Annotated in this window: 20 protein-coding genes; 17 read left to right on the top strand and 3 right to left on the bottom strand. The window is 52.3% G+C overall.

What is annotated here, in order from left to right:
* Positions 1 to 21: 21 nt before the first annotated feature.
* The 8 genes from aspS to RIN67_RS07165 all read left to right on the top strand — a co-directional run bounded on the left by aspS (position 22) and on the right by RIN67_RS07165 (position 8,353).
* Positions 22 to 1,812, top strand: a complete 1,791-nt coding sequence (aspS, locus tag RIN67_RS07200) for an aspartate--tRNA ligase (RefSeq protein ID WP_056943839.1) — start codon at positions 22 to 24, stop codon at positions 1,810 to 1,812.
* Positions 1,813 to 1,975: 163 nt separating this feature from the next.
* A complete protein-coding gene (gene msrA / locus RIN67_RS07195) occupies positions 1,976 to 2,500 on the top strand; it encodes a peptide-methionine (S)-S-oxide reductase MsrA (protein ID WP_107738515.1) in 525 nt (174 codons plus the stop codon).
* 104 nt (positions 2,501 to 2,604) lie between these two features.
* Positions 2,605 to 3,480 (top strand): YitT family protein, encoded by an 876-nt coding sequence (locus RIN67_RS07190; RefSeq protein ID WP_024746211.1) that lies wholly within the window; start codon positions 2,605 to 2,607, stop codon positions 3,478 to 3,480.
* A gap of 160 nt (positions 3,481 to 3,640) precedes the next feature.
* Positions 3,641 to 3,838: a hypothetical protein gene (locus RIN67_RS07185; RefSeq protein ID WP_024746212.1), complete on the top strand. Its 198-nt coding sequence runs from the start codon at positions 3,641 to 3,643 to the stop codon at positions 3,836 to 3,838.
* A 367-nt stretch (positions 3,839 to 4,205) separates the two neighbouring features.
* Positions 4,206 to 5,333, top strand: coding sequence for a CDP-glycerol glycerophosphotransferase family protein (locus RIN67_RS07180; protein ID WP_313825955.1), 1,128 nt, complete (start codon positions 4,206 to 4,208; stop codon positions 5,331 to 5,333).
* 21 nt (positions 5,334 to 5,354) lie between these two features.
* Entirely contained in the window at positions 5,355 to 6,164 is an 810-nt protein-coding gene (locus tag RIN67_RS07175; protein ID WP_024746214.1) for an ABC transporter permease, read from the top strand.
* 22 nt (positions 6,165 to 6,186) lie between these two features.
* Positions 6,187 to 7,419, top strand: a complete 1,233-nt coding sequence (locus tag RIN67_RS07170) for a CDP-glycerol glycerophosphotransferase family protein (RefSeq protein ID WP_264998890.1) — start codon at positions 6,187 to 6,189, stop codon at positions 7,417 to 7,419.
* Positions 7,412 to 8,353 carry a deoxyribonuclease IV gene (locus tag RIN67_RS07165; RefSeq protein ID WP_264998931.1) on the top strand — a complete coding sequence of 314 codons (942 nt, stop codon included), beginning with the start codon at positions 7,412 to 7,414 and terminating at the stop codon, positions 8,351 to 8,353. Before RIN67_RS07170 ends, RIN67_RS07165 begins: the two co-directional genes overlap by 8 nt.
* A gap of 84 nt (positions 8,354 to 8,437) precedes the next feature.
* Here RIN67_RS07165 and RIN67_RS07160 read toward each other — a convergent pair whose 3' ends face one another.
* Positions 8,438 to 9,265: a pyruvate, water dikinase regulatory protein gene (locus RIN67_RS07160; protein WP_024746217.1), complete on the bottom strand. Its 828-nt coding sequence runs from the start codon at positions 9,263 to 9,265 to the stop codon at positions 8,438 to 8,440.
* A gap of 181 nt (positions 9,266 to 9,446) precedes the next feature.
* Between RIN67_RS07160 and rpsU the strand changes: the two genes are divergently transcribed.
* Positions 9,447 to 9,635 (top strand): 30S ribosomal protein S21, encoded by a 189-nt coding sequence (rpsU, locus tag RIN67_RS07155; protein WP_024746218.1) that lies wholly within the window; start codon positions 9,447 to 9,449, stop codon positions 9,633 to 9,635.
* Between the two features lie 119 nt (positions 9,636 to 9,754).
* Here rpsU and RIN67_RS07150 read toward each other — a convergent pair whose 3' ends face one another.
* Both RIN67_RS07150 and RIN67_RS07145 read right to left on the bottom strand, forming a co-directional pair.
* Positions 9,755 to 11,026 carry an ISL3 family transposase gene (locus tag RIN67_RS07150; protein ID WP_035181568.1) on the bottom strand — a complete coding sequence of 424 codons (1,272 nt, stop codon included), beginning with the start codon at positions 11,024 to 11,026 and terminating at the stop codon, positions 9,755 to 9,757.
* Positions 11,027 to 11,218: 192 nt separating this feature from the next.
* Positions 11,219 to 12,229 (bottom strand): zinc-binding alcohol dehydrogenase family protein, encoded by a 1,011-nt coding sequence (locus tag RIN67_RS07145; protein WP_264998889.1) that lies wholly within the window; start codon positions 12,227 to 12,229, stop codon positions 11,219 to 11,221.
* A 146-nt stretch (positions 12,230 to 12,375) separates the two neighbouring features.
* Here RIN67_RS07145 and RIN67_RS07140 point away from each other — a divergent pair, with 146 nt between their 5' ends.
* From RIN67_RS07140 to glyS, 8 genes are all read left to right on the top strand, one after another.
* On the top strand, positions 12,376 to 12,822 hold the full coding sequence (locus RIN67_RS07140) for a GatB/YqeY domain-containing protein (protein ID WP_056943832.1): 447 nt from the start codon (positions 12,376 to 12,378) through the stop codon (positions 12,820 to 12,822).
* A gap of 227 nt (positions 12,823 to 13,049) precedes the next feature.
* The gene (locus tag RIN67_RS07135; protein ID WP_024746222.1) at positions 13,050 to 14,036 is read left to right on the top strand and encodes a PhoH family protein; all 987 of its coding nucleotides are present in this window, start codon (positions 13,050 to 13,052) and stop codon (positions 14,034 to 14,036) included.
* Positions 14,036 to 14,524: an rRNA maturation RNase YbeY gene (gene ybeY / locus RIN67_RS07130; RefSeq protein WP_024746223.1), complete on the top strand. Its 489-nt coding sequence runs from the start codon at positions 14,036 to 14,038 to the stop codon at positions 14,522 to 14,524. Before RIN67_RS07135 ends, ybeY begins: the two co-directional genes overlap by 1 nt.
* Positions 14,508 to 14,903: a diacylglycerol kinase family protein gene (locus RIN67_RS07125; protein WP_107740679.1), complete on the top strand. Its 396-nt coding sequence runs from the start codon at positions 14,508 to 14,510 to the stop codon at positions 14,901 to 14,903. Before ybeY ends, RIN67_RS07125 begins: the two co-directional genes overlap by 17 nt.
* A gap of 9 nt (positions 14,904 to 14,912) precedes the next feature.
* Positions 14,913 to 15,818: a GTPase Era gene (gene era / locus RIN67_RS07120; RefSeq protein ID WP_024746225.1), complete on the top strand. Its 906-nt coding sequence runs from the start codon at positions 14,913 to 14,915 to the stop codon at positions 15,816 to 15,818.
* Between the two features lie 68 nt (positions 15,819 to 15,886).
* The gene (recO, locus tag RIN67_RS07115) at positions 15,887 to 16,681 is read left to right on the top strand and encodes a DNA repair protein RecO (RefSeq protein WP_264998888.1); all 795 of its coding nucleotides are present in this window, start codon (positions 15,887 to 15,889) and stop codon (positions 16,679 to 16,681) included.
* A gap of 286 nt (positions 16,682 to 16,967) precedes the next feature.
* Positions 16,968 to 17,894, top strand: coding sequence for a glycine--tRNA ligase subunit alpha (gene glyQ / locus RIN67_RS07110; protein WP_024746227.1), 927 nt, complete (start codon positions 16,968 to 16,970; stop codon positions 17,892 to 17,894).
* Positions 17,894 to 19,969, top strand: coding sequence for a glycine--tRNA ligase subunit beta (gene glyS / locus RIN67_RS07105; protein ID WP_264998887.1), 2,076 nt, complete (start codon positions 17,894 to 17,896; stop codon positions 19,967 to 19,969). Before glyQ ends, glyS begins: the two co-directional genes overlap by 1 nt.
* Positions 19,970 to 20,026: the final 57 nt, after the last annotated feature.

Raw genomic sequence — 20,026 nt, 5'->3', positions numbered from 1 at the left:
GGAAAATCAATGGAAAAAGATTTGAAACGTACCACGTACGCCGGCTTAGTCGACGAACAGTATCTGGACCAAACCATTGTCTTAAAGGGTTGGGTCCAAAAACGCCGGGACTTAGGCGGCTTGATCTTCGTTGATCTGCGGGACCGCGAAGGCATCGTCCAACTGGTCTTTAGTGAAAAGTATGATAAGGACGCCTTTGCCGTTGCGGAACAATTACGGAGCGAATACGTGATTGAGATCCAAGGGAAAGTCGTTGCGCGGGTCGGTAAGGAAATCAATCCGGATATGCGGACGGGGAAAGTGGAAGTCCAAGTTCTGGGAATCAACCTGTTGAACAAGGCCAAGACGCCGCCGTTTGACATCAAGGACGGCATCACGGCGTCCGATGACCTGCGGTTACAGTACCGTTACCTGGACTTGCGGCGTCCGGAAATGCAACAAGGGATTATGTTGCGGAACCGGATCATTCAATCCGTCCACAGCTACTTCGACAATAACGGCTTTATTGACATCGAAACGCCGGATTTGACTAAGTCAACGCCAGAAGGCGCTCGGGACTACCTGGTGCCTTCCCGGATCTATAAGGGTCACTTCTACGCCTTGCCACAATCCCCACAACTCTTTAAGCAGTTGCTGATGGGTGCGGGCTTCGACCGGTACTACCAGATTGCACGGTGCTTCCGGGACGAAGACTTGCGGGGTGACCGGCAACCTGAATTCACCCAGATTGATTTGGAAACGTCCTTCTTAACGGCTGAAGAAATCCAAGACATTACCGAAGGCCTGATTGCGAAGGTTATGAAGGATACCTTAAACGTCGACGTGACCTTACCATTCAAGCGGATGGACTGGGATGAATCCATGGCACGCTTCGGGACCGACCAACCGGATGTCCGGTTCGGTATGGAACTGAAGGACCTGTCAGAGATCATGAAGGACACCGACTTTAAGGTCTTCTCTGGCGCCGTTGAAAATGGTGGCCAGGTCAAAGCCATCGCCGTACCAGGCGGGGCTGACCTATACAGTCGTAAGGACCTGGACAAGTACGCGAAATACATCGAACGCTTCGGTGCGAAGGGCTTAGCCTGGATGAAGGTTACCGATGATGGCTTTAGCGGGCCTATCGCGAAGTTCTTCAAGGATGGCGACTACTTCGCCAAGATCACGGCCGCAACGGGCGCCAAGAGTGGCGACCTATTGCTGTTCGCTGCGGACTCCAAGCGAGTCGTTGCCCAAACGTTGTCTTACTTGCGGGTCGACATTGCCAAGCACCAAGGCATGATCGACGAAAACAAGTGGGCCTTCCTGTGGATTGTGAACTGGCCACTGTTCGACTACGATGTGGACTTGAAGCGTTGGGTACCTGCACATCACCCATTCACGATGCCTAAGCAGGGTGATGAGCATTACTTGAACGAGGGTGAAGACCCCCACAAGGCTTATGCACAGAGCTACGACATCATCTTGAACGGTCTGGAATTAGGGGGTGGGTCCATCCGGATTCACACGCGCGACCTGCAGATGAAGATGCTCAAGGCCTTGGGCTTTACGCCAGAACGGGCCGAAAAGCAGTTTGGCTTCCTGTTAAAGGCGTTAGATTACGGGTTCCCGCCTCATGGTGGTCTGGCGATTGGCCTAGATCGGTTTGCTCGCTTGTTAGCTAAGCGCGACAACATCCGTGACGTGATTGCCTTCCCGAAGAACTCGAAGGCTACGGAACCAATGACTCAAGCGCCAAGTACGGTTGCTCCCAAGCAACTGGATGACTTGGACTTGGCCATCACCGATGAGGATCAAGATCAGGACAACTAATTAAGTCATTGACGAAAGGGCGATTACTTCGGTAGTCGTCCTTTTTTAGATGACTCCCTTGACCTTTGTGCCTAAAAGCCGTTTAATTAAGCCAATGAAGCGTCCTGATTTCAAGTGTTTTGAGGTCAGGATGGGAATCGTTGAGAAAGAAAGTTGGGATAAAATGAGTTTGGAAACAGCAACGTTTGCCGGTGGGTGTTTTTGGTGCATGGTTCAACCGTTTGAGGAACAACCGGGGATTCACAAGGTCTTATCCGGGTACACCGGGGGGACGGTCGCCAATCCCACCTATGAACAGGTTAAGGCGCACACCACGGGACACACCGAAGCGGTGAAAATCTGGTTCGATCCCGCCGTGGTGAGCTATGCCCAGTTGGTAGAGCTCTACTGGCAACAAACAGATCCAACTGATGCCGGTGGACAATTTCAGGATCGGGGCGATAACTATCGGCCAGTGATCTTCGTGAACAGCGCGGCCCAGCAGGCGACCGCGGCAGCGTCCAAACGGGCGTTGCAGGCCCGCGAGCAATTTGACCGGCCCATCGTAACGCAGATTCAAGTGGTTCAGCCGTTCTATCCGGCCGAGGAACGCCACCAGCAGTTCTACCGGAAGAATCCGGCACGGATGGCTGAACAGGAAGCCGGCGGCCGGGAAGCGTTCGTCAAGGAACACTGGCAACAGCATTAGAAGTCACTAAGAGATTGGCTTTTCCGTTGGTGGCCATTCGCGATAAATGCTATACTTAGGCGCGCGATATTAAAGATAAAGTAAGTGAGGTTGGGGTTTAAATCATGGACGATGTGCAGCAGTTATTCAGACGGCATACCTATACGGCCAAGTTTTCCGTGGCGTTTTTCTACGGGGTCTTGGTGTCAATTGCGGTGAACTTTTTCTGGACCCCCGGACACATTTATTCCTCCGGGGCGACGGGGCTTGCCCAATTGATCAATACGTTGACCGGACGGTATGCTCCCGTGCAGATCACGACAGCCCTCGGGCTCTTCTTGATCAACGTGCCGCTGTTCGTGTTGGCATGGAAACAAATTGGTAAATCCTTTACGGTCTTTACGTTTATCTGTGTCGTCTTTGCCTCCACGATGATTCGGGTCATTCAACCGGTTCATCTGACCACGGACCCCATTATTTGTGCGATCTTCGGGGGCGCCGTGAACGGGTACGGGACGGGATTTGCGTTGAAGAACAGTATCTCGACCGGGGGACTGGACATCATCGGTATCGTGGTCCGGCGTAAGACGGGGCGCAGTATGGGGTCTATCAACATGGCCTTCAACAGCTTGATCGTGATCAGTGCCGGCTTCGTCTACGGTTGGCCGTACGCGTTTTACTCTGCGCTGGGGCTGTTTGTGAACGCCAAAGTCATTGACATGACGTTCACCCGACAACAGCGGATGCAGGTCATGGTGATCACCAGTCGGCCCAAGACCGTGATCGATAGTATCCAGAACCACATGCGGCGGGGGATCACCATCGTTCACGGGGCGGAAGGGGCCTACCACCATGATGAGAAGACGATTCTGTTTACCGTGATTACACGGTATGAGATGGACGCGTTGGAAGTTGCGATGGAAGAGGCGGATCCGAAAGCGTTCGTCAGCATCTCGGATACGGTCAAGGTCCTTGGCCATTTCTACGAGCCTAAATGGTAAATTGTTCAGAAGTCGTCGGCAAGACCGGCGGCTTTTTTGCTACGCTGTTTTCGGTCAATAAATTTTTTTACCCGCTCCGCGCGATTTGTGGTTGCAATTTTAAGGACGTTGTTTTAAACTGATGAAACAATGTATAAATAAGCAAAAGGGAGCCTTAAATATGAATAAAAATTGGCATGAACAAGCTGCAAGTATTGCTTCTGAATCATTAGTAGACGCGTTGCAGGACCGGATGATGGTGGCCACTTCTCGTGATAAGGCGACCGACCGAATCGTTGCCCAAGCCGCAGATGCAGGCATGCTGGACTATGAAAATCGGGAACTTTATGGCCAATGGGTCACCAAGATGATGTATTAATCACGAAAGCCTTTTCAAAAAACGGTTATGAATTTTTAATGAATATATACATTTTAAAAAGCGGCCGTTAATAAGGCTGACCACGCTAACCTGTTAGGATAGTTGTGGTCTGCTGGTGAAACTGTTAGGATACAGTTGTCCAGAAGACAAAGGAGCCACCCTCACTAACCAGGGTGGCTTTTTTTATGGTCAGCGGACGACTATTCAGCGGAATGACCGCCGATTTTGGGGCAGAATCCTTAAAGCTTCCTAAAAACTGCTGGGTTCACTTGAGAGATGTGGTATAATTTCCAATGTTATGGGCCGCAAAAATTGAAAACTATTGGTGATGAATGTGAAAGAATTTTATTTGTGGTTGGTGCGGCTGATGTCTCATGTAACGGGGATGCGCCGTCGAAACAACGTGGTGTACCTGATGAGCTTCAACGATAACGTTGCGTTGATTCGCTCGTTGGCCCAGGCGTTACCGACGGGTTCCCAGCTGGTGGTGTTTTACCGACCGGCTCAAGCGGCGGTCGCTCAGGAACTGGCAGCCGGCGGCATTCAAACGCATGTCTTTCGGGACGGGTTACGGTTCGTTTTAACGGGGATTCCCGTGATCATGACGGCCCATATCCTGTTTTGCGACAACTACTACGCCTTTTTAGGGGGACTTTATCATCCCCAGGGAATGCGTATCGTTCAGTTGTGGCATGCGGCCGGGGCCATTAAGCGCTTCGGTTGGGAAGACCCAACGACCAAGCAGCGGTCGGCGAGTGACCAACGACGGTTCCAAGCCGTTTATGATCACTTTGACGAGTACGTGGTGGGCTCCCCCGCGATGGGGGCGGTCTTTCAACGCAGCTATCACGCGCCGGCGAATAAGATGCGCGTCTTGGGTTACCCGCGATCGGACCGGTTGCGGGATGACCAGTGGGTCGAACGGACCCGGCAACGGGTCTACCAAGCAGTACCGGCTTTAATGGGTCACCGGGTTATCTTGTACGCCCCCACGTATCGTGAGGGCGTGACGTTCACGCCACCTCAAGGGTTAAGTCAGGCCTTGGCTGCGGATCCGCAGGCCAGAGTTGTGGTGAAGCTCCATCCGGCTTTGGCGACAGCGGCCAGCGATCTGCACCGGGAGCTGGGCGACCAAGTCGTCTCTGCACCGATGGTCAGTACCACGGAACTGTTGACGGTGGCGGAGACGGTGGTTACAGATTACTCATCCGTGGCCTTCGACTACAGTCTGTTGAGCAACGCCCACAGTCTGCTGTTTTATTTATTTGATTTACCCAGTTACACGCGTAACCCCGGGGTTCAATCGGACCTCTTGGATTGGTTGCCAGGTCCGGTCTTACGGACGAGCCAAGAATTGGCCGCGGCTATCGTAGCCGACCGTCAGACGGACTTGACGCAATTCAATGCGCGGTGGAATACGGCCAACGATGGTCGGGCCACCGACCGGGTCGTGGACCACTACTTGACGGTGTTCAAGCCGGTCGCGAACGATTAAAATTTAAAGGAGTGCAGTGCCTTGAAAGAGGTCATGACCTTATTCAAAGAACAGATCTCGAGTCTGGGAATTATTTTTCGGATTTCCCGCTACGAAGATCAAGCGAGTTATCAAAGCCATTATTTAGGGTTAATGTGGGAATACTTGTACCCACTGATTCAGATTGGAATCTACTGGTTAGTCTTCGGGGTCGGGTTAAAGCACGGCCAACCGTTGAATGGGACCAGTTACCTGCCTTGGATGGTGATTGGAATCTCCCCGTGGTTCTTCATGAACCGTTCGACGTTGGACGCGTCTAAGAGTATTTACCAACGGGTCAACATGGTCGCTAAGATGAAGTTTCCCGTTTCGGTCTTGCCGACCATCAAAGTCGTCAGCAACCTGAGCTCGTTTTGGACCATGATGGCGTTTTCCATCGTGATCGGGCTGCTGAACGGGGTCTACCCTAAAGTGGCTTGGTTCCAGTGGTTGTATTACTTCTTCGCGATGATTATGTTACTGGTCGCGTTAGGGGTCTTCAACTCATGTATCAGTGTGCTGGTCCGTGACTACCACATCTTGTTACAATCCGTGATGCGGATGCTGTTCTATGTGTCCGGTGTCCTGTTCAACTTTGTGACTACGTCCTTCCCAGCACCATTCGTGCACTTGTTGGAACTGAACCCGTATTACTACATCGTTAACGGGTTCCGGGAATCCTTCTTGGGAACCGGCTGGTTCTGGCAACACCCCTTATTGACGTTAGAATTCTGGGCGTTCGTGTTCTTCGTGCTCTTGTTAGGGTCTCACTTACACTACAAGTTCCGGTCACGATTCGTCGATTTGATTTAAGTTAGAAAGGAGCAACCTAACCATGGCTAACGGGCGAAAGAGCGTTATCCAGATGGCAAAGCTAGTTGCTCGCTATGGGCTCATCGTATTGAACGATGGGCTTATTTGTTTACCCATTAAGCGACGACTCGTGCTGTTTGAGAGTTTTAACGGCAAGGATGTCAATGATAATCCAGCCGCGATTTACCGGGAATTAGTGGCAGAAGATCCCCGTTATCGGACCACGGCGTACTTTAGTGTGAAACCCCGGGAGTACGCGGCGTTGCACGCGAAGTACCCGGAGATTCAGTTAATCAAGCGCTTCACCCCCAAGTGGGTCTACTTGATGGCCCGCGCGGAATTCTGGGTCTTGAATTCCCGCTTACCGAATTGGTGGCACGCTAACCGACGGACCACCACGATTCAGACCTGGCACGGGACCCCCTTGAAGAAGTTAGGGACCGACATCGACCACGTGGCGATCCCGGGACAGACCACGGCGCGTTACCACGCGAACTTTGTGACGGCGGCCAATCGCTGGGATTACCTGATTGCGCCCAACCAGTATTCTCAAGAGATCTTTAAACGGGCGTTCGGCTATCGCGGACGGTTCTTGCCAATCGGGTATCCCCGTAACGATGTGCTGTACACGGCGGACACCCCCGACCAAGTGGCGGCGGTAAAGCAACGCCTGTTGCCGGGGGTGACGGGTCCCGTGGTCACCTATGCGCCGACTTGGCGGGATGACGATGCAATTCGGCCGGGGGTCTACCGTTTCGACCTACCTTTTAATCTGGGCGAATTCTTTCGGCACGTGTCGGCCAATACGCATTTGGTGATTCGCCCCCATTATTTGGTCAAAGACCAAGTGGACATTCGGGGGTATGAGGACCGGGTAACGGTGTTGGCGGAGACCGACATTGCCGAGTTATATTTGATTTCGAATCTGTTGATCACGGATTACTCGTCCGTGATGTTTGACTACGCAAACTTGAAGCGGCCCCAGTTGTTCTTTGCCTATGACTTGGCTCATTACCGCGACCAACTACGGGGGTTTTACTTCGACTATACGGCGCAGACCTTACCAGGACCGCTGGTCACCAAGGTGTCCAGCTTCTACCAGCAACTGGACGTCTGGCGGGATCACGGGCAATTCCCTGATCACGCGGCGGCCCAAGCGGCCTTTTATCACCGCTTCTGTGATTGGGAAGACGGGACGGCCAGTCGACGGGTGGCACGGTTAATTCGAACGAGAAAGGATGAGGATGATGAGTGAAGCACCGACATTGCTGATTGGCTCACACGTGAGTATGAAGGGAAAGCCCATGTTATTGGGGGCGGCCCAGGAGGCGGCGGCCGCTGACGAAAACGTCTTTATGGTTTATACGGGGGCGCCTCAGAACACACGCCGTAAGCCGATTGCCGAGTTGAACGCAGCGGCAGGACAAGCCTACATGGCAGCGCATGCGCAGCGGGCCGTGGTGGTTCATGCCCCTTACGTGGTCAACTTAGGGAACACCAAGAAGCCAGAAAACTTTGTGTTTGCGGTGGAATTCTTAACGGCGGAAATTCAACGGGCCGCGGCGATTGGGGCCCATCAGATTGTCCTACACCCGGGGGCCCACGTGGGAGCGGGGGCGCCGGCGGCGATTGCCCAGATTGCGCAGGGCCTTGACCAGATTCTGGCTGCGACGCCGGATATTCCCGTCCAGATTGCCTTAGAAACCATGGCGGGAAAGGGCACCGAGGTCGGGCGGACGTTTGAGGAACTGGCAGCCATCATCGATCAAGTCAGTGCTAACGACCGCCTGTCGGTGTGCTTTGACACGTGTCACACCAGTGACGCGGGCTACGCCATTGCGTCTGATTTTGACGGTGTTCTGAATACCTTCGACCACGTTATCGGGTTGGACCGCCTGAAGGTCGTGCACTTGAATGATTCGAAGAACCCCCAGGGCAGCCATAAAGACCGACACACGAACATTGGGTTCGGTACCCTGGGCTTTGACGTGTTAAACCAGATTGCGCACCACCCGCAGCTGACGGCCGTGCCTAAAATCATGGAGACCCCGCCGGTGGGACCCGACCGTAAGACGGGGGCCAATCCTCACGGGTATGAAGTGGCCATGTTGAAGCATCAACGCTTCAATCCGGACCTTGAGGCCGACGCGTTAGCGGGGAAGCCGTTCGAGGCCTACCTGACCCGTTAATAATCAATTTATGAAGACGACAAAAGCCGGAAGCACCCAATTAACGGGTCCTTCCGGCTTTTCATCATCAGCTGTCAGTTACGGCTAATCACTAAGTGAATGGGGAATGAGGTCGTAATCGACACTTTCCATAATCAACGTAGCGGTCTCTTCAATGGACTTGTTGGAAACGTCGATCACTAAACAACCAATTTTTTTGTAAATCTTTTCGGCGTAGGCGAGTTCTTCGCTGATTTTCTCGGTGTTGGAATAGGCGCTGTCCGCGGGAAGACCGTAGGAGATCATGCGCTCTTGACGAATCTTCCGCAGGATACCGGGCTTATTGGTCAGCCCGAAGATGCGCTTAGGGTCGACCTGCCAGAGCTCGTCGGGCAGCTGGGTCTGTGGCGACAGGGGGAGGTTCGCGACTCGCAGGTTACGGTTGGCTAAGAAGAGGGACAGCGGGGTCTTAGAGGTCCGTGAGACCCCTAGAATCACGATGTCTGCTTTGAGGAGGCCGGCCGGGTCCTTTCCGTCGTCGTAGGTCACGGCGAATTCCATGGCGGCGATTCGGTCGAAGTACGTATCGGTTAAGTTATGGACTAAGCCGGGAACGCCTTCGGGCTGGAGACCGGTCGCAGCCTGCATGACCTTCATGGCGGGTTGGATGCAGTCGAAGTGTTGCAGGCCGTGTTGCTCAGCAAAATCGCGCACGTGGTTGCTGAGTTCCTGGTTGACCAAGGTGTGGAACAGCATGGCGTGTTGTTTTTCGGCGAGGTTTAGGATACTATCCAGAATCGAGTGGGTCTGGATGAACGGGAACCGTTGATAGCTGACTTTAACGTCGGGAAATTGCGAGGTGGCCGTTTGAGCGACGGTCAGGGCGGTTTCCCCGGATGAATCGGAGATAACAAAGATTGTAATTTGCGGCATACGGGCTAGCTCCTCTAGTGTTTTCTTCTAGTTTACTCCGTGGGCTAAAACGGTTCAAATTTAATTGAAAACCATCATTGACGCATTTTGTGTGATTATGTATAATAGTTAAGAACCGTCACGCTGGTAAGGTAATTTTAACCAGCGTTATTACTTGTGCTCGGAGGGAGGGAATTTCAAAATGGCAAAGACAGTCGTTCGTAAAAACGAGTCTTTTGACGACGCTCTTCGGCGCTTCAAACGTACGGTTTCCCGTAGCGGTACTTTACAAGAATACCGTAAACGCGAATTTTACGAAAAACCAAGTGTGAAGAAAAAGCTTAAATCTGAAGCAGCGCGGAAGCGTAAAGCTAAGAAGCGTCGCTTTTAATTAAAAGTCCTTTTGACAGGTTGAATGATCTGTTGAAGGACTTTTTTTGTATCTGCTGATGCGCGACTAAAACGGTTCTTCGTCAACTGTTGTTGGTGAACAAAATATTGGAGTTCTAATCACTTGGTGATTAGAGCTCTTTTTGTATGAACTCGAAAAGCGAACAGCACTCTTAGCCGGAATCTGAAGAAGTTTCGGTAACCAAATCCAGTGCGTTTAATGACTTTAATCTTGTTGTTTGAACCTTCTAAGGGCCCGTTGGTGTAATGGTGAGTAAAGGTATTGCCAATTTCATCATGATGAGTCGCTAGGGTCTGGAGGGTTGCCAACATCTCTTCCGAGCAGCCCTCTAAGTGATGGAATACTTGATTATAGTTGGGCCAATCACGGTTTTTGATGGTTTCACGTAACCGATTCATCACGTTGTAAGTTTGCTTGAGCTCGGGATCAATGTCCAATAAAGCATCAACCACATCAGTGGCAGTCGCTGGATAAGGGAAGTTTGTCCACTTACGGAAAGCTTCGTAGTTGAGGTGATTTTCCGGCGTTAATAATAGTTTCCAATAGCGTTTTAGGGCGTGATACTCGCGTGAGGAAGTCGCCAGGGTTTTCATGAGGCGCACCCGCGTCTTATTAAAAGCTCGATTTAAAGCGTTAACCAAGTGGAACGGATCGATGACAACGATGGCGTTCGGAAAGATCTGCCCCACCAATTTGGGATAGGTATAGTTCATATCGGTGACGATAATTTTCACATTTTCTCGCGCAGCCTGGTCGTAATGCTGGAAATACTTTTGAAGCTGATAAATGGTCCTAAAGGGTAACAGGTCGATCAATTCGTGGGTTTCCGCATCCATAAATTCAAAGCTCATCGCGTCGGTGGCGCTCTTAGTGCTTTTAACTTCGTCCATGAGGAGAACTTTTGGTAAATAGTGCCAGTTGGTTTGAAAGTCCCGTTCAGCGCGCAAGAGCTGCCGACCAACGAATGAATCCGAAGTGGATAACTCATCGGCAATGTGTTTGAGCGAAACCGGTTCGGTCAGTTTTTCTAAGCATTGTTTGCGGGTCGTATTTGAAATCGTGCAGTGTTTCGGCACCGCATTCGTCTGCGCCAGGAAATTGGTATGACAAGCCTTACAGTGAAAGTTTCGCCGATTGAGACACAGGATAACGGTGCTGCCCAATGTTTTTGCGAATCTAATGGTGGTCTTCCGCCAACCATAGCCAATAATTTGGTGATCATTGATAATCCCACAATTGCGGCATGCCTTGGGGGTGTAGTTTAGGGACCCCACCAATCGAATCACTCCATCATCACCCACTTGTCCTTCCTCAATTATTAAGTGTTCATCATCTATTCCTAACAACATTTTCGTAGTATCATTTGACATAGGGCATTTCCTTTCTTGACTTAATTCTGTGGTGGGAGCAAGTTAACGGACGGGAGATGTCCGCTTTTTTATTCTAATGATAAACAAAAAATCTGTCATCAGTAATAGATAAAAATCTATTACCAACAACAGATATTGTAGAACCACTAAAACGCCGCACGACGGGTTTGGTCGTGCGGCGTCCGTTAAAGCTTATCTTTGAATAACAGCCTTGCCCATCATCTTGTGGGTCGCGACCAGTTGTAGGGCGGCGCGGACCTGTTCGGCGGTGAAGGGTTGGAAGGTCTTGGTTAGGGTAGACTGGAGGACGCCCTGGTCCAGCAAGTGGCTGATGGTGGTCAGTGTGGCGTGCTGGGTTTGTAAATCGTCCGTATGGAACCAGGCCTTGGTGAACATCCATTCCCAGGCGAAGGTGGCGCGCTTTTGTTTCAGGGCCTGTAAGTCTAGCGGGACCTCGCTCCCGGTGATGGAAACAATCTTGCCGCTAGGTTTGATCAGGTCGACGATTTCTGACCAGTGCTGGTTTAGGTTGCTCAGCTCTAAGATGTAGTCGACGTATTGGTGTCCGAGGGCGCGAACTTGGGGGACTAGGTCCTGACGGTGGTTCACGGTGGTATCGGCGCCGTGTGCCCGGGTCCAGGCGATGGTCTCAGGGCGTGAGGCGGTCGCAATCACGGTTAAGCCAGCCCAGTGGGCCAGCTGGGTCGCCACGGACCCAACGCCCCCCGCGCCGTTGATGACCAGCAACGTTTTGCCCTGGTTGTTGGCGTGCGGGTCAATCCCCAGTTGCTCGAAGAGGGCTTCCCAAGCGGTCAACGAAGTGAGCGGCATTGCGGCCGCTTGTGCGACGGACAGTTTCTGTGGTGCGGGCCCGACGATGCGTTCGTCAACCAGTTGATAGTCGGCGTCACTGCCGGAGCGGCTGAAGTCGCCCGCGTAGAAGACTGCGTCACCAGGGGCAAACAAGGTGACTGCGGGGCCAACCGCATCCACTACGCCGACAGCGTCCCATCCTAAAATGGCGGGTTGATCCGGCGCCGGGGCGTCACGCTGAAAGCCGACCAGATCAACGGGATTCACGGAAACGGCGTTCACCCGTACGCGTAAATCGTGGCCTGTGGGTTGGGGCTTCGGCAGGTCGAAGCCCTGGAGACTGTCCGGGTCATTCAGCGGACGGTGTTGCGTATAGCCAATAGCGTACATCCTAAAATCAATTCCTTTCTTTTTGTAAGTTCATCCTCAGCTTACCGATTCTAGGGTGAAACTGCAAGCCGGATGACTCTCGACCTGACGGGATTAAAAATTAGGAGTAGAATAAATTGGTAACCTAATTCTAGGAGGAAACCGACATGAGTTTAGAAACCCAATTAACGGAAGATTTAAAGACGGCCATGAAGGCCCATGACAAGCTGACCTTGAGCGTCGTTCGGATGATGAAGGCGGCCTTAATGAACGAAAAGGTCAAGCAGGGACACGAGTTAACGCCGGACGAAGAATTAACGGTGGTTTCCCGCGAACTGAAGCAACGGAAGGAATCCATGGCGGAGTTTGCGAAGGGCAACCGTGACGACTTGGTGGCGAACGTCAAGGCAGAAATCGCGGTGGTTGAAAAGTACGCCCCTAAGCAATTAAGTGAAGACGAAATCGCTAAGATCGTGGCGGACAGTATCGCGAAGGTCAACGCCAGTGGTATGGGCGACTTTGGTAAGGTCATGGGTGCTGTGATGCCGCAAGTTAAAGGAAAAGCGGACGGCGCCATTGTTAACAAGACCGTTAAGGCCCAATTAAGTAAGTAACGGATGGTATGGCCTTGCAATCCCGAAAACATGTTAGGGGTTGCGGGGCTTTTCTTGTGGCCGATTTTGACCGACTGATTCGGTAACGGCCGTGTTCAGTGACGGATTTTAGCCATCATTGGGACGGGAAGGCTGAATTTGGCCCAGAATGCTTTTACAATGCCCGGTGGTATGCTAAAATTCAGGTATGTAGACCACTATTTTGGAACATAAAGGAGCCACTGTTTTTGACTGAAAACGCGATGATTGAAAAAGAATATATCCTAGAAAATCCCAACGATGAGGCGGCTCTTCTGGGCGCACAGGATCAGTTTGTGACGTTACTCGAAGAGGGCTTATCGGTGACGATTCGGCCTTTCGGTAATTCAATCAAAGTTTCAGGGGATGCGACGGCGGTCGACCATACGCTGAATATTCTGCGGAATATGAGTGCGTTGTTGGCCAAGGGCGTTCACCTGAACAGTTCTGACGTGGTCAGTGCGATGAAGATGGCGGAAAAGGGAACCTTGACCTATTTCCAAGACCTTTATTCAGAGAAGCTGTTGAACGATGCCAAGGGGCGGCCGGTTCGGGTCAAGAACTTCGGCCAACGGCAGTATATCGATGCCATTAAGCACAACGATATTACGTTCGGCATTGGACCGGCCGGAACCGGGAAGACCTATTTGGCCGTTGTCATGGCGGTCGCGGCGTTGAAGCACGGGGATGTCGAGAAGATCATCTTGACCCGGCCAGCCGTGGAAGCCGGCGAAAGCCTAGGGTTCTTGCCCGGGGACTTAAAGGAAAAGGTTGACCCTTATTTACGGCCCATCTACGATGCGTTATACGCCATTCTAGGTGCGGAGCACACGACACGGTTAATGGATCGCGGCGTGATTGAAATTGCACCGTTGGCCTATATGCGGGGCCGGACGCTGGAATCGGCATTCGTGATCTTGGACGAAGCGCAGAACACCACCAACATGCAGATGAAGATGTTTTTGACGCGGTTGGGCTTCGGTTCGAAGATGATCGTCAACGGGGATATCTCCCAGATCGACTTGCCGAATAATGCCCGCTCTGGGTTGATCCAAGCGCAACATATCCTGCAGAACGTTGCCCATATCAGTTTCGTGACGTTCAGCGCGGACGATGTGGTTCGGCACCCCGTCGTTGCCCGGATCATTAACGCTTACGAGGCGAACGATACTAAACCAAATGGAGCTAAAAAATAATGGATTTAGAGATTTATGATAAGACTAAGACGGGCGTACCCGCCGAAAAAGTACAACTGATTCAAGATGTCTTGCAGTATGCCGGGGACTACTTAAAGCTGGCCGACAATACGGAGATGTCCGTGACCCTGATGAACAACGAAGATATTCACCGAATCAATAAGCAGTACCGGGGTGTCGACCGGGCGACCGATGTAATCAGCTTTGCGATTGAAGACGATGAGGCCGAAGACGCAGAGTTCCCGTTGGTCATGGACGATGAAATGGCTGCTGAGATTCCCGAAAACATCGGCGATATCTTTGTTTCCATGGATAAGGTCAGCGAACAGGCCGAATATTTGGGCCACTCGTACGACCGGGAACTAGGCTTCTTGGTGGTTCACGGGTTCCTACACCTCAACGGCTACGATCACATGGAGCCGGAAGACGAGAAGGTCATGTTTAAGCTGCAGGCCGATATTCTGGACGCCTATGGGCTTAAACGATAATTCCCAACAAACGGGGAAAAACCGCGCGTTTCGTCAGTCACTAAGGCATGCGTTAGACGGCTTGCAGGCGCTGGTGCGGACCGAGCGGAACTTTCGCAAGCACCTGGTCGTGGGGACCTTAGCCGTGTTGGCCGGGATCATCCTGCAGCTGACGGTCAACGAATGGCTCTGGTTAACGCTGGCGATTTTTTTGGTGTTGATTGCGGAGACCCTCAATACGATTGTGGAAGCGGTCGTTGATTTGATCGTAGGGCAGACCTATCATGAGTTAGCCAAGCGCGCCAAGGACGTTGCGGCTGGCGGGGTGTTACTCGCCGCTGCCTTTGCAGTGGTCGTGGGCTGCCTGGTGATGTTACCAGCGATTTTACGCTGGTTCTAGGAGGAAGTTATGGATAATCCAAATTACAAATCCGGTTTTGTGGCCATCGTGGGACGGCCCAATGTCGGGAAATCAACCTTTTTAAACCGGGTGATTGGGCAAAAAATCGCCATTATGTCGAATACGGCCCAAACGACACGGAATAAGATTCAAGGAATCTACACCACGGATGATGCACAAATCGTGTTCATCGATACGCCGGGGGTGCACAAGCCTAAGACCCAGTTGGGGGACTACATGGTGAAGTCCGCACTATCCGCGTTGAACGAAGTGGACGCCGTGTTGTTTATGATCAACGCGGCCGAAAAGCGGGGAGCCGGGGATAACTTTATTATTGACCGGCTTAAGGGAATCAAAGCCCCGGTCTACCTGGTGATCAACAAGATTGATCAGATTCAACCGGATGACCTGTTGACGGTCATGGACCAGTACAAGCAGGCCCTGCCGTGGAAGGCTGTTTACCCAATTTCGGCACTGGAAGGCAACAACGTCAACGAATTTCTGGGTGACCTGGTCGACCAGATGCCTAACGGGCCGCAATACTACCCCGCTGACCAATTGACGGACCATCCAGAACGGTTTGTGGTCAGCGAATTGATTCGTGAAAAGATCTTCATGTTGACCCGTGAAGAGGTGCCCCATTCTGTGGCGGTCGAAATCGAGAGTATGAAGACCCAGGACAACGGCCGGGTACACATTAACGCCACGATCATCGTGGAACGGCCAACACAAAAGGGCATTATGATCGGTAAGGGTGGCAGCATGTTGAAGAAGATTGGGACCATGGCCCGGCAGGATATTGAGTCGCTGTTGGGAAGTCCGGTCTTCTTGAAGCTGTTCGTGAAAGTTCAGCCGGGTTGGCGTGACAAGTCGAACCTGTTGAAGTCTTACGGTTACCGTAAGAGCGATATTTAAAGAATGTTTGCGGAATGGCGCTAGTGACTTAGCGTCATTTCGTGATTTAAGCTAAGTTGTGAGGGGGGATGGCCTTGGCACGTCACGTGACGGATTTTCATGGTATCTTGTTGTTTCGGCGCGACTACGCCGAACGGGATTATCTGGTCAAGTTCTTCACCCAGGAATTCGGCAAAAAGATGTTTTTGGTGCGGGGTGCTAAGAAAAAGGGGTTTAAGATGACGGCGGATATCCTGCCGTTCACCGTCGGCAGCTACGTCGGCGATATTGCTGACGACGGCTTATCCTATATTCGGACCGCCCGGGAGACCCGCCAGTTCCAGGCTATCGGCACGGACATCTTTAAGAACGCCTACGCCACCTACGTGATGAGCTTGGTGGACATCGCCTTTCCGGACAGTCAGCAACTGCCGGACTGGTACCATAAGGTCCACCGGGCACTGGAGTTGATCGATGAGGGGCTGAATCCGGCAATCGTGACCAACATCATTGAGATTCAGCTGATGCCAGCCTTTGGGGTGGCGCCTCAGTTGCAGGGCTGTGCGGTGTGTGGCCGCAACGACCTGCCGTTTGATTACTCGGAAAGTTACGGAGGACTGTTGTGCCAACAGCATTGGGCCCAAGATCCCCGGCGCCTCCACTTGAACCAGCGGACAATCTATTATTTGCGGCAGTTCTCGGTTTTGGACTTGGACCGGTTGCACACGATTAAGGTTAAGCCCGCTACGGAGGCCGCCTTGCGTCAGCTGATGGACGAGATCTACGCGAGCCAGATTGGGGTTCACCCCCGCAGCAAGCGCTTCTTGGACCAGATGCAGTCGTGGGCACCCCGGTTGACCCAGAATCCGACAACGGATAATTGACAAGTTCGCCGGAGACGCTTATCATTAATTTCAGTTAAATAAGTCGGCGTAGATGAATGAGAAGTGCGCGACGTGGGTCTTCAGCGAGTTCGGGTGAGTGGGAGCCGGACGGTCACGCGCGGACATTGGCACATTCGGAGTCGTTTCCAAGTAAGCTGCTAGTCGGATGGCTAGAAGTAGGGTGGAACCGCGAAATTAATTCGTCCCTACGTGAATCTCTTTAGTGTAGATTCGCGTAGGGACTTTTTTGTGTGCTTATTGAGACGAATAAGGAGGAACAGCATCCATGAACGAAAAACTGTCCATGCAAGCAATCATTTTAAAGTTACAACAGTATTGGTCTGCTCAGGGCTGCATGCTGATGCAAGCTTACGATACTGAAAAGGGTGCCGGGACCATGAGTCCCTACACGTTCTTACGGGCCATTGGACCAGAACCTTGGAACGCGGCATACGTAGAACCTTCCCGGCGGCCAGCTGATGGTCGTTATGGGGAGAACCCGAACCGGTTATACCAACATCACCAATTCCAAGTGGTCATGAAGCCATCGCCCGATAACATTCAGGACCTGTACCTGAACAGCTTGCGGGAACTGGGCATTGACCCGTTGGAACATGATATTCGGTTCGTTGAAGATAACTGGGAGAACCCGTCGATGGGTTGTGCCGGTGTTGGTTGGGAAATCTGGTTGGACGGGATGGAAGTTACCCAGTTCACCTATTTCCAAGTTGTGGGCGGTCAAACGGTGGATCCCGTAACGTCCGAAATCACCTACGGATTGGAACGGTTAGCCTCCTACGTTCAGGATGTTAATTCCGTGTTCGACCTGGAATGGGGCGACGGCGTTAAGTACGGGGACATCTTCAAGGAACCCGAATACGAGCACTCCAAGTACAGCTTTGAAGAAAGTGACCAGGACATGCTGTCCCGGCACTTTGACGAATACGAAGCCGAAGCGAAGAAGCAGATTGCTAACGGCTTGGTTCACCCGGCTTACGACTACGTGTTGAAGTGCAGCCACACCTTTAACCTGTTAGATGCCCGGGGCGCCGTTTCCGTGACGGAACGGGCCGGCTACCTCTCCCGGATTCGGAAGATGGCTCGTTCGATTGCGAAGGCCTTTGTGGCAGAACGGAAGAAGCGTGGTTTCCCGTTGATCAAAGACGAGAAGTTACGCGCAAAATTATTAGCGGATTCTGAGGAGGCAAAATAATGGCACACACATTTTTACTTGAAATTGGACTGGAAGAAATGCCAGCTCACGTGGTGACGCCTGCTATTCGACAACTTCAGAAGCGTGTCGCCGATTACTTGAAGGAACAACGCGTCAGTTATGACGCCATTCAGCCGTTCTCCACGCCTCGGCGGTTGGCCATTGAAATCACGGGCTTGGCCGATAAGCAAGCGGACATCAGTGAATCCGTCAAGGGGCCGGCTAAGAAGATTGCTCAAGACGCGGATGGCAACTGGACCAAGCCGGCAATCGGCTTTACGCGGGGCCAAGGCCTGACGCCAGATGACATCGTCTTTAAGGAATTCAAGGGCACGGAGTACGTCTACGTGGACAAGTTCATCGCGGGAGAACCTGTGGAAACGGTCTTAGCTGGTCTGAAAGACGTCATCACGGCCATGACCTTCCCAACGATGATGAAGTGGGGCGCTCACCACTTTGAATACATCCGGCCAATTCGTTGGTTGGTGGCCTTGCTGGATGACACGGTCATTCCGTTCAGCATCCTGAACGTGACGACGGATCGGGTGACCCGGGGACACCGGTTCTTGGGCAAGGAGATTCCGTTGAAGACCGCGGCCGATTACGAAGCAGCTCTGACCAGCGAATACGTCATCGCCGATGCGGATAAGCGTAAGGCGTTGATCAAGAAGCAGATTGAAAAGATTGCCAGTGACCATGACTGGGTCGTAGATATCGACGCCGGCTTGTTGGAAGAAGTTAACAACCTGGTGGAATGGCCAACGGCATTCGAAGGAAACTTCGATCAGAAGTACCTGACGATTCCAGACGAAGTCCTGATTACGTCCATGCGGGACCACCAACGGTTCTTCTACGCACGGAGCCAGAGTGGTCAGCTGTTGCCGAACTTCATTTCCGTACGGAACGGGACGGACCACGACTTGCAAAACGTGGTCGCTGGTAACGAAAAGGTCTTAACGGCCCGTTTGGAAGACGCGATGTTCTTCTACAAGGAAGACCAAAAGAAGAGTATTGCGGACTTCGTTGACCGACTCAAGAGCGTCAGCTTCCACGATAAGATCAGTACTATGGCCGAAAAGATGGCCCGGGTCGAAGCAATCGTGAAGGTCTTGGCTCACCGCTTAGCGCTGAGTGATGCGCAGACTCAGGCGGCCGTTCGGGCTAGTCAGATCTACAAGTTTGACTTAGTGACGGGAATGGTCGGCGAATTTGCAGAATTGCAAGGGGTCATGGGTGAGAAGTACGCCCTGTTACAGGGTGAAGATCCCGCCGTTGCCCAAGCCATTCGCGAACACTACGAACCAATCTCCGCGGACGGCGCCTTACCCGCTTCCGTTCCTGGTGCCGTTTTGGCCTTAGCGGATAAGTTCGACAGCATCTTGACGTTCTTCGCTGCTGGCATGATTCCAAGCGGTTCTAATGATCCGTACGCTTTGCGGCGACAGGCCACGGGGATTGTGCGGATCGCCACTGACCAGCAATGGGCGTTACCCGTAGCTGACCTGGCGAACGCCTTTATCGCGGCGGAACAGGCAGCTAACGTGGCGCCGGACTTAGACCAAGCTAGTCAGATCGACGCTATCGTGGACTTCATCAAGGAACGGGTCCGGAAGATCTTCAAGGGTGTCAAGATTCGTTACGACATCGTGGACGCCGTTTTGGGTGGCAGCAGTACCGACATTTCGCAGTTGTTCACGGCGGCGGACATCTTAACGGCCCACGCAGCGGACGACAACTTCAAGGACGTCATCGAGTCGTTGACGCGGGTCATTCGGTTGTCACAAAAGGCACCGAAGGATATTGCCAACGTGACGATTGACGCGGGCAAGTTCGAAAACGACAGTGAAGGTCAGCTGCATGCTGGAGTCGATGAAGTGGCCGCGGCAGCACCTAAGGGCTTAAAGGCCCTCTACGCCGCCTTAGCAGCGATTCAACCAGCGATTGCGGACTACTTCGAAGCCACGATGGTCATGGCCGATGATGACGCTGTCCGGAATAACCGGTTAGCGGAATTAACGCGCTTGGCAAACCTGGCCTTACAATTGGGAGACTTGGATCAACTGATTGTGAAGTAAACCATATCTTATTTTAAGGACTAAACGCCCATTACTCGTGTGAGTAACGGGCGTTTA

The organism is Levilactobacillus namurensis (assembly GCF_032197885.1).
Lineage (GTDB): Bacteria > Bacillota > Bacilli > Lactobacillales > Lactobacillaceae > Levilactobacillus > Levilactobacillus namurensis_A.
The sequence above is the reverse complement of the archived record's forward strand: the minus strand, read 5'-3'. Positions and strand labels throughout refer to the sequence as shown.

Excerpts from the sequence above, each read along its gene's own strand:
- msrA (WP_107738515.1), top strand. The coding sequence starts at position 1,976 with ATGAGTTTGGAAACAGCAACGTTTGCCGGTGGGTGTTTTTGGTGCATG.
- RIN67_RS07190 (WP_024746211.1), top strand. The coding sequence starts at position 2,605 with ATGGACGATGTGCAGCAGTTATTCAGACGGCATACCTATACGGCCAAG.
- RIN67_RS07185 (WP_024746212.1), top strand. The coding sequence starts at position 3,641 with ATGAATAAAAATTGGCATGAACAAGCTGCAAGTATTGCTTCTGAATCA.
- RIN67_RS07180 (WP_313825955.1), top strand. The coding sequence starts at position 4,206 with ATGTCTCATGTAACGGGGATGCGCCGTCGAAACAACGTGGTGTACCTG.
- RIN67_RS07170 (WP_264998890.1), top strand. The coding sequence starts at position 6,187 with ATGGCTAACGGGCGAAAGAGCGTTATCCAGATGGCAAAGCTAGTTGCT.
- RIN67_RS07165 (WP_264998931.1), top strand. The coding sequence starts at position 7,412 with ATGAGTGAAGCACCGACATTGCTGATTGGCTCACACGTGAGTATGAAG.
- RIN67_RS07160 (WP_024746217.1), bottom strand. The coding sequence starts at position 9,265 with ATGCCGCAAATTACAATCTTTGTTATCTCCGATTCATCCGGGGAAACC.
- rpsU (WP_024746218.1), top strand. The coding sequence starts at position 9,447 with ATGGCAAAGACAGTCGTTCGTAAAAACGAGTCTTTTGACGACGCTCTT.
- RIN67_RS07150 (WP_035181568.1), bottom strand. The coding sequence starts at position 11,026 with ATGTCAAATGATACTACGAAAATGTTGTTAGGAATAGATGATGAACAC.
- RIN67_RS07145 (WP_264998889.1), bottom strand. The coding sequence starts at position 12,229 with ATGTACGCTATTGGCTATACGCAACACCGTCCGCTGAATGACCCGGAC.
- RIN67_RS07140 (WP_056943832.1), top strand. The coding sequence starts at position 12,376 with ATGAGTTTAGAAACCCAATTAACGGAAGATTTAAAGACGGCCATGAAG.
- ybeY (WP_024746223.1), top strand. The coding sequence starts at position 14,036 with ATGGATTTAGAGATTTATGATAAGACTAAGACGGGCGTACCCGCCGAA.
- RIN67_RS07125 (WP_107740679.1), top strand. The coding sequence starts at position 14,508 with ATGGGCTTAAACGATAATTCCCAACAAACGGGGAAAAACCGCGCGTTT.
- era (WP_024746225.1), top strand. The coding sequence starts at position 14,913 with ATGGATAATCCAAATTACAAATCCGGTTTTGTGGCCATCGTGGGACGG.
- recO (WP_264998888.1), top strand. The coding sequence starts at position 15,887 with ATGGCCTTGGCACGTCACGTGACGGATTTTCATGGTATCTTGTTGTTT.
- glyQ (WP_024746227.1), top strand. The coding sequence starts at position 16,968 with ATGAACGAAAAACTGTCCATGCAAGCAATCATTTTAAAGTTACAACAG.
- glyS (WP_264998887.1), top strand. The coding sequence starts at position 17,894 with ATGGCACACACATTTTTACTTGAAATTGGACTGGAAGAAATGCCAGCT.